The sequence below is a fragment of the Teredinibacter haidensis genome (assembly GCF_014211975.1).
GTDB classification, from domain to species: domain Bacteria; phylum Pseudomonadota; class Gammaproteobacteria; order Pseudomonadales; family Cellvibrionaceae; genus Teredinibacter; species Teredinibacter haidensis.
Genome location: NZ_CP060084.1, coordinates 2,206,807 through 2,220,292, shown reverse-complemented (window position 1 = coordinate 2,220,292; position 13,486 = coordinate 2,206,807). Strand labels below are relative to the sequence as shown.

The window sequence follows — 13,486 nt, the reverse complement described above, 5'->3', positions numbered from 1 at the left end:
GTAACCCATGACCAACAGTGTTGTTGTATTAGAAGACCTGACTGACGGTGTAGTCCAGGTGTCTATGCAAGACAAGGAGAATAAAAATACTTTCTCCGAAGGGATCATCGCTGGATTAACTAACGCCTTCCACGCCATATCTCAGCGTGAGGATATCAGCGCGGTAGTCTTGACGGGATATGACAGCTACTTTTCTGGTGGCGGTGCACAAGAGGGATTAAGGGATCTTTACGAAGGCAAGTTCCAGTTTACAGATAAAGATCTCTATAGTCTTTCACTGAACTGTCCAGTGCCAGTGGTTGACGCAATGCAGGGGCATGGTATAGGAGGTGGGTTTGTGATGGGCCTATTTGCTGACTTTGTTGTGTTAAGTCGGGAAAGTATTTACACCACTAATTTTATGAAGTATGGCTTCACACTCGACATGGGGTCCACCATGATTTTGCCGCAGAAGCTTGGCTTGGGCCTCGCCCGGGAAATGATGCTCAATGCACAAAACTTCCGGGGGGAAGAACTGAAGCAGCGTGGTATTTCTTTTCCGGTACTTGCGCGTAGCGAAGTTTTGCCTTATGCCATAGCGCGAGCGAAAGAGTTAGCTAAGAAGACAAGAGTCTCACTGGTGACGTTAAAGGATGTGATGGTGGGTAAATTTAGACAAAAACTAAGTTCGCACATAGAAAAAGACGTGGAGATACACGAACTCACCTTCCATCGACCAGAAGTGAAAACTCGAATAGACACTGTTTTTGGCAGGTAAATTACACAATTAACATAATAGTTTGGAGTAGAAACATGAACGTAAACGAAATTTTTGATGTAATCGTAAAAAATACTCGCGAAGTCGTTCCAGCGCTTGAATCTCACAATTTTGATTTCGAAGATTCTTTGAAAGAGTTGGGGGCAAATTCAGTCGACCGGTCTGAGATTATCATGATGTCTTTGGAGTCACTGGAATTGAATGTTGCTATGATTCATTTCGCCCGCGCTGAGAACATGGGTGACCTCGCCACGATTATGCACGATAAGCAGTAAATAATATGAGTGCTCTTTCTTCCATTGTAGTTTCGGGGATCGGTGTCACCGCTTCCGCTGGACAGAACAAAGAGGCTTTTCTCGCAGGACTTTTATCCGGCGAGAATCTTTTTGGGATTATGCAAAGAGAAGGCCGTCAGGCTCCAGAGACACCACCTTCAGAGGATGAAACACCTCTGCAAGAAAAATATCTTGGAGCTGAAATATCTAAGTTGTCGGTGCCCGACTCAATCCCAAAAAGTCTTTTACGAACTGCTTCGTGGTCCAGTCAGGTCACCGTCAGCACTTTGCATGAAGCCTGGAATGACAGTCGTCTAGATGAGGTTGCCTCGGAGCGTATAGGGCTTGTCATTGGTGGCTCCAATGTACAGCAGCGTGAACTCGTCAATGTGCATGATAAATATCGTGATAAGCCTCAATTTTTACGTCCGACCTATGCCATGAGTTTTATGGATAGTGACGCGGTCGGAGTATGCACTGAAGTATTTCCAATTCGTGGTCCTTCTTACACCTTGGGCGGTGCTTCTGCGTCTGGGCAAGTTGCGGTAATACAAGCGATTAACGCGGTAAGATCCGGCCAGGTCGATGTATGCATTGCTATTGGCTCGATGATGGATTTGTCGTATTGGGAGTGTCGAGGCTTTCGTACGCTTGGCGCGATGGGCTCGGAAAAGTTTGCGTTTTCCCCTGAGCTTGCGTGCCGTCCATTTGATCTCGATCATGATGGATTTATTTTCGGTGAGGCATGCGGTGTGATCGTGATTGAAACAAAGGAGCATGCGAGGAAAAGAGGCGCGGATATTTATGCGGAGATAAAAGGATGGTCCCACATAATGGACGGGAATCGTAATCCCAACCCGTCTTTGGAAGGTGAGAAAACGGTAGTCACAAATTCATTGAGAATGGCCAATATGACAGCGAGTGACATACATTATGTTAACCCGCATGGCACCGCTTCGATCGTTGGTGATGAAACAGAGCTTAGCGTACTTAAGCAAAGTGGGCTGGAGCATGCATACATCAACGCGACCAAGTCAATCATCGGGCATGGTCTGTCTGCGGCTGGAACGGTCGAACTGATCGCGACGATTCTGCAGATGAAAGCCGGGCGCATTCATCGTACAAGAAACCTGACAACGCCTATTGATATGGATTTCAACTGGGTCAGAGAGAAGAGTATACAGCAGACAATCAGTACGGCTATCTCTCTTAGCATGGGTTTCGGCGGAGTGAACACGGCAGTGTGTATTGAACAGTGCTAATCATCAAAGATTGTTAGAAATTTTATGACAGATCCGGTCGGGAATTTAGGTGGTGTACGCCTAATCTGCTCAGTGCTGTCATTGTTTTGAATTAATCACAGGAGACATCATGAAAACATTTATTTTCCCTGGTCAAGGCTCTCAAGTTAAGGGTATGGGCGGTGGTTTGTTTGACGAGTTCAGCGAATTAACACAACAAGCTGACGAGATTTTAGGGTATTCGATTAAAGAGTTGTGTCTTGAGAATCCAAAACGAAAGCTAAATAAAACGCAATACACTCAGCCAGCACTATATGTGGTCAATGCATTGTCGTTTTATAAAAAACTCAAAGACACCAATGTGAAACCTGATTACGTTGCGGGCCATAGTCTTGGAGAGTTTAATGCACTTTTAGCGGCGGAATGCTTTGATTTTGAAACCGGTTTGACATTAGTAAAGAAACGCGGAGAATTAATGGCAGGCGCTCCGGAAGGCGGTATGGCGGCAATCCTAAACGCTACTAAAGAACAAATCGAGAGTATTTTAAGTGAGAACAATCTGAATCAAATAGATATTGCAAACTATAATACGCCGGCTCAGATCGTAATTTCCGGTGATATCGAAGAAATTGGAAAGGCGCAGGATCTTTTTCAGCATGACAATATGATGTATTACCCGCTTAATACCAGTGGTGCGTTTCATTCGCGGTTTATGCAGCCTGCCAGCGAACAGTTTAAAGCATTCTTAAATGAGTTCACGTTCTCTCCTTTAAAAATTCCTGTGATTTCCAATGTAACTGCACGGCCTTACGAAGATAAAGATGTGGTGGATAACCTCGCCGCGCAGCTTGCAAGCAGTGTGCGTTGGTGTGGAAGTATTCAGTATCTGATGTGGCTGGATGAAAATGGCCAGAAAATGGAGTTTGAAGAGGTTGGTAATGGCGATGTGCTCAGTAAGATGTTGCATTTCATCGAGAAGGAAACTACGAAATCAGTTGAATCGTTGACAGTTAAAACTGAAAAATCTGACGAATTGCCCGTTTCAGCTTCCGCCACAGAACTGGTTGAAAAATGGAACAAGCAATACCCCGTTGGAACCGCGGTGAGATCATTAACTCATGATTACGATAAGTTAGAAACACGTTCAGAAGCAATGGTCTTGTTTGGTCACAGGGCTGCGGTTTATATGCAGGGCTATAATGGATATTTCGATCTGACTGAGCTTGCACCAGCGAACGCCTAACGAACTTCTGATATATCTTACTAATTTTCAGTTTGGAGTTTATATGCGCAAACCCGTCGTGTTTATGTTTTCCGGACAAGGTTCGCAGTACTTTCAAATGGGGCGCGAGTTATATGAGACCCATCCACGGTTCAAGCTGTGGATGGATCACTGCGATATTTATGTCAAGAGTGCCACGGGCCATTCTCTGATAGAGACGCTTTATGGCGATTTTGATAAGAGTCACGCGTTTGACGATATAGTGCTAACAAATCCGGCGTTGGTTTCAATCGAGTTTTGCCTGGCGCAATTATTGACAGAGGCCAAAATACAACCAGACTATCTGCTTGGCTATAGCCTGGGAGAGTTCACTGCGGCTGTAGTGGCTGGTGTACTTACTTTAGAAGAGGGCATTGAACTGTGCGTCGAAGTTGCCAAAGCTTTAAAAAAATATAGCCCAGCTGGTGGTATGCTCGCGATAATCAGCAAGGAAGATATTGTTCAACAGCATCCGCAGGCGTTTGAACGTTGCCAGGTTTCCGGGCGTAACTTTGAAAACAACTTTGTTGTGAGTGGTTTAGAAAAGGACGTGAGCGAACTGCAAAAATACTTAAGCGAAAAGGGTGTTTTGACACAGCGTCTTGCGGTGAAATTTGCATTTCATAGTGACATTATGGAACCTCTTAAGTCGACGTTTAAAGCGATTACAGAACTGTTTAATTACAGCGCGCCACGTATATCTATTTATTCCTGTACAGCCGGCTCAAAGATTACGGCGTTACATGAGCATCATCTCTGGAAGGTGTTACGGGAGCCGGTTAATTTCGCCGATACAATAAAACAAGTGTTGAATGAAGGTGACTTTACCTTTATTGATGTCGGGCCAAGTGGCACACTTTCTACTTCTGTTAAATATTGTTTGCCAACCGATTCCGGTTCCAATTTTATGGAAACAATGAATCAGTTTGGTAAGGATGCATCGGTGCTTGAAAAAACCCTTACAAAACTCTCTGACACGCGACTTGAATTCGCATAGTGTCTTTCTCGCATAGCGTCTTTCTGTCTCTCTTCATTACAGTTCTTCTTTCACTTCTTCGTTGCGATTCTCGCGGCCTCACAACAGGGCAGCTACCCACTGATACCTCTCATGGCTCGTACTCATATCTTCCTCAAGGTGGCGAAGCGTCCTGGTTGGGCGTTTAACGTGCTGTTTTGCCACCGAGGTACGCAAAATGAATTACCTGGCTCACTGATACCAGTTTCGTGCTTGGCGTCGATATAGGGAACTTAGTCGCGTAAATTTACATTTTTTGTCTAAAAATAGAACAGATTGCCTTTTCTTTTTATCTGCGCTGCCTTCGCTTGATTCACCCCTTCGAATCTTAATAAAATGGCGCAAACGCGGACTCTTAGAAGACAAGCGATTCTTACGATAACACAGGCTGAATTAGATCCATGTTACTAGAAATTATTGATGGTCACTCAATAGGTTCCGACAACGAATCCGGTGAAAATAATGTTATAAAAATGGTGTTGAGTGGCGATGCGGTTTCGGAAGAATACGTATGTGATTATGAAGAATCGCCTTTCACCGCACAGTTTCGTAAGAATCTTCAGTATTTTCTTTTCGGCCGTATCGTTTCAGATAATACAAAGTTGAAAGTACAAGCTCCGATGGAGAAATTTTTCCGCCTTGGTCATGCTTTAGGTGATTCTCTGTTAGGGGAAGATCATGAACTGCTCCGACTTTTAAGCATCATCGAGCGGGAGGGTTACGAAAAACTTGAGGTGAGTATTGTCTCCACGCGCCCCGAGTTCTTTAGTGAATTCTGGGAGGCCGCAGTGTTGCATGATGCTAAGTACCTTTTTGCTACGCAAGTAAAGCGATTTTCAAGAGTGTTCGATAGGCGACATCAAGAGTCGTTGCCCACAGTCGAATACCAGCTCAATGTCACACCACCACATCAGGACGAAATTAATCAGTTATTGAATAACGGTAGCGAAACCACTGGCTCTAAAGAAAACAATCCTTTGCGTGTGATATATGCCACGCCTTTTGCTAAATATGACACTGTACGGGCACCTCTACGAAATAATGTGCAGGCATGTTTAACTCTCAACGAACTCAATAGTGCCTTAGATGTAAACCTTTGTTATCTGAGAGACGTGAGTGATTTAAAGCATACGCTTTCTACACAGTTTGCTCAGGGTGAAGGCGAGCAATACCATATTCTTCATCTTCAGGGGGTTGTAAGCTTTGAAGAAGGTAGAGCCAGTCTTATGTATGGAAGTTCAAATTCGGAACAACATATTGACCTCAAAGAATTATTTGAGTGTGCTGCTGGTGATGGTATACGAGTATTGTTTTTAGACATTGCAGAGTGTAGAAGTAACGATTGTATAGAAGAAAACTCACGTGGCCTGGCAGAAGTTGCACAGATAGCACAGCACGTTGGGATTACAAATATAGTGGGACTATCTCATCAAACCCTGCCTTGGTTAAGTGAAGCCTGTTTTTCGGAAATCTATAGACAGATTTTGGCAGGGCATGATATTTCGACTGCTGTAGTAGAAGCGCGAAAATTACTTCAAATGCAGAACAAGAATCGCTACAGCCTGGATGACTTCAATCACTTTCCGGCCTGGTTATTGCTTCAGCATTATGGGGCACAACATATCCAATTCTTTGCGGCGCCTCAGCTAAGCCAAGAGGGCACCGAGATAAATCCGCTTAATGCCGCTCATGCGACTATGTTTGGTTTTCGTGGCGAAAAATTGCCTCCCTTAGCGTTTAGTGTCAGTGACCAATCCCTATCAGATATCATTGCTTACGTTCAATCTGATGTTACTAGGAATACGGATAATTCAGCAAAGAACAAGAGTCGCCTGATCGATGCAACTGAACCCCAAAGAAGAGAAATCGAAAGCACTGAAATCGCCGATAGAAGAAGTGGTAAGATTATCAGCGTAACTGGCCAGCAGGGGGTCGGGAAAACCCATCATGCGTATTTCGCTTGTTTTTATCTAAGTCTGAAGCAGCAATATTATTACAGCTTCAACTTTTCGTTTGCGGATGAGGGTTATACAGCTGAAGACATTGCCGACATGATAGCGCCTGTCCTTCAGACCAAAGCGGCAGATGTACTTGAGCGACTTAAGACTGTGCCATGCGCCTTTATTTTTGACGATCTAGATGTGTTGTTGCAGAGCCACGATACCCAACGGATACAAGCTTTTAGGAATCTGTTTGTTGAACTGAAGCAACAAGAACATTGCGTATTCCTTGTTGGCAACTTAAATCAACACGAGTCAGCCCTGAGGGATTATTTTGTAGAAGACGATAAACCCTTGATTGATTTGAGTGTAGAGCTTGCGGGTCTTCCCAATCTCCCTGGCAGAATTGTCGGCAGTTTAGCGCTGGAAAAAGCGAGCCTTTCGTTGGTCACCCAAAATTCTGATGCGACGCCCGATAACGAGAATGTCGTAGCGCAAGAAGCATGGGAAAAACTGGTCAGATATTCACAGGGAAACCCGAGTGTCATTCAACGGTTAACTCCTCTTTTATCGCGTTACGCCATCGAGGATATTTTGAGCCATGTGAGCAAGGCCAGTCTCACCAGCGATACTCCTTTGGATGTAATCGACCAATGGCAATGGCAGGAATTACCAGATGTTTGGCAGAACTTTCTGACACTCTGCGGTGAAATGCCGGGATTGTTATTAGAAATGGTAATGATTGCAGCAGACCAGGAGCAAGAAGCTGATTCACCCTCCAGAAAACTATTTGCTTTATTGGGCGATGAGAGCGCTAAAGTAAAAGAGGGACTCCAACGTCTGTCGGCGGCGGGCTTTACCAAGTTATTACCTCATGGTCATATGGTTGAAAACAAAGCCCTGCATTTTGTGAAAGACAAGCAGTACAAGTCTGAATTTGACTCAAAAATCACGGATGAGCTTAACTTTCTGTTTAGCCAAGTGATCTCGCAAGGTGTATTACGCTTGAGTCAGTTTGTGTTAAAGAACCCAAACCCTCCGATGTCGAATAACTTAATCTCGAATCGAAAGCATTGGGTGAAACATTTCGAAAGACTCTGGTTTCATGACGATTACGCCAGGTTCATGGCTGTCAGGAAATCATTTCAGCAGCTTTTAACCCAGGCAAAACTGCAGCATGAGCTGGTAGAGTGGAGTGGGGACTTGTTAACACGTACAGAGATTAGCCCTCAAAAAATTGAAAATACCGGATTTGCGGTGGCATGGCTTGGTTTAGCTGTCGAGACTCTTAGCTTTTCCAGTACAGCAAAAGAGAACAGCGGGCTGGAAAAAGGGGCTGGGGTGTGGCGAGATTGGTTTGTTGACCAGAGCGACACTATCGAAGAAAAAGATTTAGCTCGTTTTCAAATGGTGGTCAATTTTCTAAATCATTACGCTAAACTCAACGCTGATACAGAAACAAGTAGTAATCTATGTCTAAAAGCCTATGAGGTGTACTTCAAATTTCAGGCCTGGCATGGCGTTATTGCCATGTTAAAAATCTTGGCTGTTAACGCTTTTGATCTAAACAACACGGATGATGTTGAAAACTACGAACGGAAAATACTTGAAGAAATCGCTTATGATGACGCTCCAGCCGGATTCCAGATTCAGCAAATGGTAGATGTTTTATTGATGCGTATGGCGAGACAGAATTTCGAATTGGCCGAATCGTTGTTTCATGAGATTAAATCAAGGAAGGATAGCACTCCAATGGCAGAACTCCTCGATGGCGTGGAGGCAGATTTACGCTGTCAAAAGGGTGAATACTTTGAAGCGCTGCCTTATTTTTGCAAGTTGTGGGAACGTTCGTTAAGTGCACAGTCACCAGCTCAAATAGAACAGTTAAAAGCACGGTTTAAGGTGTTCGAAACCAATCTTGGCCGTGAACGCTTGGAGTTGTTGTTGGCTGAATATCTTGATGAATCGTCACCAAGTCCACTGACGCAAGAGTTTTCCATACATTAGTAACACAAAGCAAGAGCAATTATTCGATGGAAGATTTTTTAAAGGTCGTAGCTCCGCCCGATATTTTCTATGAAAATATCCGAGGGATTGCTTGCGAGTTCGATGTTGAGAGCTACCAGGACGAACTTTACGATATTTGTGAAATCCCTTTTCATTTGGTCAGTTCCAAAGCGGTTGTAAAGCGTAAAGCGGAATTTCTAGCGGGTCGGCATTGTGCGAATCTGTGTTTGCGCCAGTGGGCTATTGAAGACTATGTCGTTAAAGCCGGACAGAATAGGGAGCCGTTGTGGCCTTCAGGCCTGGTTGGGGCTATTAGCCATTCAAACACCTACGCTATCGCTATTGTCGCCGATGCCTCACAGTATATGGGCGTTGGAGTCGATGTTGAAACGCTTGTAGCGTTAGATACCGCCAACCGGTTGAGGTCCCAGATCCTAACGCAGAGCGAGGATCGGCGCTATGCTCATAAAGAAAATTTCGATGATATTTTTACCATATGTTTTTCTATAAAAGAAAGTCTTTTTAAGGCAGCGTATCCTCGAGTACAAAAGTGCTTTGACTTCTCAGCCGTTAGTGTTACCCGTATTGCATGGAGCGACGACAGTCAGGGTTCTGTGAATTTTGAGTTGAACGATAATTTATGCGATGAATATCAGTGCGGCATGTTGTTGACAGGAAAATTCTGTAAAAGGTATGATAAAATAATTACAGTGTTGGAAATACCAATGATCTAACGTGTACTAGCTCAGACTTAATCTGACAGTTACCCGTTTTTCTATCGGTGCTGTCAGTTTACATTTGAGCTAGATTTTTCTCTGCCCAAATTCGTTTGCCATCAAGAAATGTTTCCATGGTTGTTCGACCGCAACACATTTTACCCTGATGGGTACGTTCATTGCTATACTTTTCCATCCACACGTCCAGATCAGTTTGTAGTTCTTCCATTGTAGCGTACAGCCTTTTACGGAAAGTGACCTGGTAAAATTCATTTAATACAGTTTTATGAAAGCGCTCGCAGATTCCGTTCGTTTGTGGTGACATCGCTTTGGTCTTTGTATGGTCTTTGTATGGTCTTTGTATGGTCTTTGTATGGTCTTTGTATGGTCTTTGTATGGTCAATGTTGTTTATGGCTAGATATAGCTGATAATCATGTTGCTCAACACGGCCACAATACTCGGTTCCCTGGTCGGTCAGTATGCGAAGAACCGGCACTTCCTGTTCTTCAAGGAATGGTAATCCCCTGTCATTCAACGTGTCTGCTGATATGATTGGCGTTTTGGTTGTATACAGTTTTGCAAAGGCTACTTTACTATAAGTATCAATAAAGGTTTGCTGATATATCCGACCTACACGCTTCATATTGCCCACGTAAAACGTGTCCTCAGAGCCCAGATACCGGGGGTGGTGAGTCTCTATTTCGCCGCTGGCTTCATCATCGTATTTCTTCTTTTCCAGGGCCGCAATCTGCGAAATCCGAATAGGGGAAGTACGTTTAGAAATGGGCACTTGCTTTACACCACTCTATCGTAAGTGTCCGACCAACCACACTTAAAAATCTCAGCTACAATTGATTAGATTATCTTCTCCAATTCAGCTGGAGATGATAACTATGAATTCGCACTTAAACCGGAGACAACCGCTCCCACCTCAATAAAACTAGCACGCCAGCGCCGAACGCAGAGCGACTGGAGAACCCTGATTATTCCGTGGGATGCCTCCGGTCAAACACAAAAAGCTTTTTGTGAGGCCCAAGGGCTGTGCTATCGGAACTTCAACCAATGGAAAAGCCGGCTCAAGAGGCAATCATCATCGATGCCTGACGATGCTTTGGTGTCGAACTTTATCGCGCTGAGCGTCACTGGGGAATCATCAACAATGAAGCCCCTAAATGTCAGGCTATCACTAGATTTGCCGTACAACATCCAGGCGACGCTAGAAAGCGATGCGACATCAGTAGCCAGCGTGACAAAAGCCTTGTCCTCGGCCCCGTCATGCTAAAAGTTCCCGCACAATTGCCTGTATGGTTAGCTGTTAAGCCCATCGACATGCGCAAAAGCTTCGACGGTTCGTCCGTCTATGCTACCTCGTTTTTACAGCGCAACCCGCTCAACGATGGTCTGTTTATTTTTCGCAACAACAGCGGCGATAAAATCAAGCTGATGTACTGGCATCGCAACGGCCTGGTGATCGTGCACAAGCGCCTAGAGCGAGGCCGTTTTAAGTGGCCAAAACACGATGAAGACGCCATGTTCCTAACGCGCCAAGAGCATGGCACATTGGCGGCGGTATTTTCAAAAAGCCGCCTTGCTTGAGGAGACGTTTGGTCCTGCACATCAAGCACTTTGCGTGATGAAGCAGCTATGTAACATTGAGCGAGATGCCAAACATATAAACGATAAAAAGCGCAAAAAAATGCGACAGCGTTTGGCCAAACCGATATTACGGAAGCTTAAACGTTGGCTTGAGCATAAAGCCTGCGAGCACCTACCCAAAAATAAACTTGGCCAAGCTGTGCAATATGCCCTCAATCACTGGTCGGCCTTAACGCGCTATTGCGATTCGGCGTATTTAGAGATAGATAACAACTTCAGCGAGCGCGAAATGCGCCCTGTTGCCCTAGGGCGAAAAGTTATTTATTTACCGGATCAGAAGGCGGCGGACATTTTGTACAGCCTGGTGGAGTCGGCCAAAATTAATCAAATAAATGTCTACGACTATTTAAATTATATACTCAAGCGTTTGCCTATCACAGCAAGCGAGAACGATTTAGAAACCCTGTTGCCCTATCATTGGCAGAAACCCTTGTCATGAACTACGCCGATATTATCCAAGCGCTAGATCATGCAAGCGCCTCTGATTTATATCGCTTGCAGCGCGCCATTGAACATTTGATTTATGAATCAAAGCGTATGATTGAAATTAAAAAGGCGTTGCTCTTAGGGCAAATGATCGACTACTACGAAGCGTCCGCCAATCGCATTGAGCCAGCGATTGTTGAGAATATAAAGGAAACGAAAGCGGTGATGAAAAACCTACGCGATGGAAAACGCTGGCAGATCCCCTTGTGCGCGATCAATATCCGAGGCACGGACACGCGTATCGTCCAGCCCGAGGTGGAAGGCTTGAAAAAATACGAACTCAGTATTGGCGATAGCGTAGGCTTTGTTGATCGGGCGGGTATGAAGAAGCATGGTTGCGTCGTCAGGCTTAACCAGAAAAAAGCCACGATTTAATCACTGGATAAAAGATGGCGTGTGTCGTACTCGCTGCTTTGTAGAGTCATTGAACAGAATATGACATAGCCTGACCGGTGGAATGCGCGGACACTTACACTCTGTGTAATTTTCGAATTGGCATAACTTGTCGCCTTTTTTTCACCAAATGATTCTTCTCCGTAATCGCTGTAAAAATAAATATCGCGAAAGCCTCACGACACATTTTTCATTAACAATTATTCGTGTCAGAATGGCAATGATAATCTTAAAAATAACATCCATATGGGCGCCATCAAGAGGAAATGGGTGCAAATTGTTTTTTTATTGCGACACACAGGAAAAAAAGAAGGAAATAGACACGTGGAATTAAACATATTTTACATATAAGTGGTGGACTTCGAGATATCTGGTCGTTAATATCATGCTACGAGTCTGCATATCGAAAAGCTATATTCAAATATATCATTTTCTAGGTTTGTAACAGTATTGAATATGAAACAGAAATAATAGACGCTATGATAATTTCTGGTGTATCCGATAAGAAGAAAGCGGTGTAAGCTGCTGGTTGATTGTGTCGGGTCGACGACCATTGCTTTTACAAAAATACAAAGAATGTTTTCTAACGTTCTATGAGTTCCCATCAGAGCATTGCATGTATCTCCGGACCACGAATCACATTGGGTCGGTGTTTGTGACCGTGAGATTAAGGAACACCAAAAAAAAGAACGGTGGTAGCTGATAAACCACATTATCAATGGTGTTTATATTAATTGAAGTGGTGCAATCAAAGTGGCGTCGGCTTCATGGTTACGAGTTAATAGCGGATGTTATCGGCGAAAGAAAATTCATTAATGACGTGCAAGAAAGATCGAAAACAGAACGTTGCTAGATGGCTTCTATACGCCAGATTTAACTATAGCTCAAAAAATCGATATAGATAACTCAATACGAAACGTCATAGAAGTAACTATAGGGTAGTAGCATGTGCAACGAATATTTATGATTTCTTGTAGATATTCGAAATGTGATTTTATGTTACTTAGCTATCAACCGCATCGCAAGCATAAGTCTTTATATTTATCCCGTTAATATTCAATTGAATAAGCCAGCTTAAGAACTCCCGATGAAACTAACCTTATTTTACGCACCGAGAACCAGATCATTTTCTGCATTATGGCTACTGGAAGAACTTGGTGAGAAGTACCAAATAGAAAGCTTTGATATTGAATCCGGCCGTCACAAAGAGTTCGACTACCTGGCGCTTAACCCTATGGGTAAAGTTCCACTTGTCTTACATGGTGATGTGCCGGTCGCCGAACTCGGAGCTGTCGCGATTTATCTTTCCGACGCATATCCTAAAGCTCAGCTATGTCCGTCTATGCAAGAACCATTGAGATCCGAATACCTGCGATGGATATTTTTCTCAAGTGCGATTATGGAGCCTGCGTTCGTACAAAAAATGTATGAATGGGACATTCCCGCAAAAAGTATTGCATGGGGATCTTTTGATCAGATGCTTGACGTTGTTACGCAAGCAGTGTCGGACAACAAATGGCTCGTCGGTGACACTTTTTCGTCAGCAGATGTTCTTGTCGGTTCAACGCTTAGATTTGGACAGATGCTAGGCGTAATTCCAAAAGAAGGCGCTGTGCAGGAGTATATTTTACGATTGAAAAAGAGAGAAGCGTTTATTCGAGCAGCTGAAATAGAAGTAACAGAAAGCGCTCGTTTTCCGCCCAAAAAGTAACGAAATTTAGACTTTTTGCTTACTGGT

At 44.0% G+C, this 13,486-nt stretch carries 12 protein-coding genes and 1 pseudogene; 12 read left to right on the top strand and 1 reads right to left on the bottom strand.

The window, feature by feature from the left end:
* The first annotated feature begins 7 nt into the window (after positions 1-7).
* The 7 genes from H5715_RS08635 to H5715_RS08605 all read left to right on the top strand — a co-directional run bounded on the left by H5715_RS08635 (position 8) and on the right by H5715_RS08605 (position 9,230).
* Positions 8-757: a polyketide synthase gene (locus H5715_RS08635; protein ID WP_075185091.1), complete on the top strand. Its 750-nt coding sequence runs from the start codon at positions 8-10 to the stop codon at positions 755-757.
* Positions 758-792: 35 nt separating this feature from the next.
* A complete protein-coding gene (locus H5715_RS08630) occupies positions 793-1,032 on the top strand; it encodes an acyl carrier protein (protein ID WP_075185092.1) in 240 nt (79 codons plus the stop codon).
* A 5-nt stretch (positions 1,033-1,037) separates the two neighbouring features.
* The gene (locus H5715_RS08625; protein WP_075185093.1) at positions 1,038-2,294 is read left to right on the top strand and encodes a beta-ketoacyl synthase N-terminal-like domain-containing protein; all 1,257 of its coding nucleotides are present in this window, start codon (positions 1,038-1,040) and stop codon (positions 2,292-2,294) included.
* A gap of 109 nt (positions 2,295-2,403) precedes the next feature.
* Positions 2,404-3,516 (top strand): ACP S-malonyltransferase, encoded by a 1,113-nt coding sequence (fabD, locus tag H5715_RS08620; protein WP_221892359.1) that lies wholly within the window; start codon positions 2,404-2,406, stop codon positions 3,514-3,516.
* Between the two features lie 43 nt (positions 3,517-3,559).
* On the top strand, positions 3,560-4,531 hold the full coding sequence (locus tag H5715_RS08615; RefSeq protein ID WP_075185095.1) for an acyltransferase domain-containing protein: 972 nt from the start codon (positions 3,560-3,562) through the stop codon (positions 4,529-4,531).
* Positions 4,532-4,950: 419 nt separating this feature from the next.
* A complete protein-coding gene (locus H5715_RS08610; protein ID WP_075185096.1) occupies positions 4,951-8,496 on the top strand; it encodes a hypothetical protein in 3,546 nt (1,181 codons plus the stop codon).
* Positions 8,497-8,522: 26 nt separating this feature from the next.
* A complete protein-coding gene (locus tag H5715_RS08605) occupies positions 8,523-9,230 on the top strand; it encodes a 4'-phosphopantetheinyl transferase family protein (protein ID WP_075185097.1) in 708 nt (235 codons plus the stop codon).
* Positions 9,231-9,288: 58 nt separating this feature from the next.
* Here H5715_RS08605 and H5715_RS08600 read toward each other — a convergent pair.
* Positions 9,289-9,967 (bottom strand): annotated as a pseudogene (locus H5715_RS08600) (integrase core domain-containing protein); the annotation flags it as partial.
* 105 nt (positions 9,968-10,072) lie between these two features.
* Between H5715_RS08600 and tnpA the strand changes: the two are divergent.
* The 5 genes from tnpA to H5715_RS08580 all read left to right on the top strand — a co-directional run bounded on the left by tnpA (position 10,073) and on the right by H5715_RS08580 (position 13,459).
* Positions 10,073-10,495, top strand: a complete 423-nt coding sequence (gene tnpA / locus H5715_RS20540; protein WP_425507038.1) for an IS66 family insertion sequence element accessory protein TnpA — start codon at positions 10,073-10,075, stop codon at positions 10,493-10,495.
* Complete coding sequence (tnpB, locus tag H5715_RS08595; RefSeq protein ID WP_075185098.1) at positions 10,489-10,809, top strand: IS66 family insertion sequence element accessory protein TnpB; 321 nt, start codon at positions 10,489-10,491, stop codon at positions 10,807-10,809. The genes tnpA and tnpB overlap by 7 nt, the downstream gene beginning before the upstream one ends.
* Positions 10,766-11,308 (top strand): IS66 family transposase, encoded by a 543-nt coding sequence (locus tag H5715_RS08590; protein WP_075185099.1) that lies wholly within the window; start codon positions 10,766-10,768, stop codon positions 11,306-11,308. Before tnpB ends, H5715_RS08590 begins: the two co-directional genes overlap by 44 nt.
* Positions 11,305-11,730 (top strand): hypothetical protein, encoded by a 426-nt coding sequence (locus H5715_RS08585; RefSeq protein WP_075185100.1) that lies wholly within the window; start codon positions 11,305-11,307, stop codon positions 11,728-11,730. Before H5715_RS08590 ends, H5715_RS08585 begins: the two co-directional genes overlap by 4 nt.
* A gap of 1,105 nt (positions 11,731-12,835) precedes the next feature.
* The gene (locus H5715_RS08580) at positions 12,836-13,459 is read left to right on the top strand and encodes a glutathione S-transferase family protein (protein WP_075185101.1); all 624 of its coding nucleotides are present in this window, start codon (positions 12,836-12,838) and stop codon (positions 13,457-13,459) included.
* The last annotated feature ends 27 nt before the right edge of the window (positions 13,460-13,486 follow it).

Bases quoted from the DNA above. Each gene is read 5' to 3' on its own strand.
- H5715_RS08605 (WP_075185097.1), top strand. From the start codon at position 8,523: ATGGAAGATTTTTTAAAGGTCGTAGCTCCGCCCGATATTTTCTATGAA.
- H5715_RS08630 (WP_075185092.1), top strand. From the start codon at position 793: ATGAACGTAAACGAAATTTTTGATGTAATCGTAAAAAATACTCGCGAA.
- H5715_RS08625 (WP_075185093.1), top strand. From the start codon at position 1,038: ATGAGTGCTCTTTCTTCCATTGTAGTTTCGGGGATCGGTGTCACCGCT.
- H5715_RS08635 (WP_075185091.1), top strand. From the start codon at position 8: ATGACCAACAGTGTTGTTGTATTAGAAGACCTGACTGACGGTGTAGTC.
- H5715_RS08580 (WP_075185101.1), top strand. From the start codon at position 12,836: ATGAAACTAACCTTATTTTACGCACCGAGAACCAGATCATTTTCTGCA.
- H5715_RS08610 (WP_075185096.1), top strand. From the start codon at position 4,951: ATGTTACTAGAAATTATTGATGGTCACTCAATAGGTTCCGACAACGAA.
- fabD (WP_221892359.1), top strand. From the start codon at position 2,404: ATGAAAACATTTATTTTCCCTGGTCAAGGCTCTCAAGTTAAGGGTATG.
- H5715_RS08615 (WP_075185095.1), top strand. From the start codon at position 3,560: ATGCGCAAACCCGTCGTGTTTATGTTTTCCGGACAAGGTTCGCAGTAC.
- tnpB (WP_075185098.1), top strand. From the start codon at position 10,489: ATGCTAAAAGTTCCCGCACAATTGCCTGTATGGTTAGCTGTTAAGCCC.
- H5715_RS08590 (WP_075185099.1), top strand. From the start codon at position 10,766: ATGGCACATTGGCGGCGGTATTTTCAAAAAGCCGCCTTGCTTGAGGAG.
- H5715_RS08585 (WP_075185100.1), top strand. From the start codon at position 11,305: ATGAACTACGCCGATATTATCCAAGCGCTAGATCATGCAAGCGCCTCT.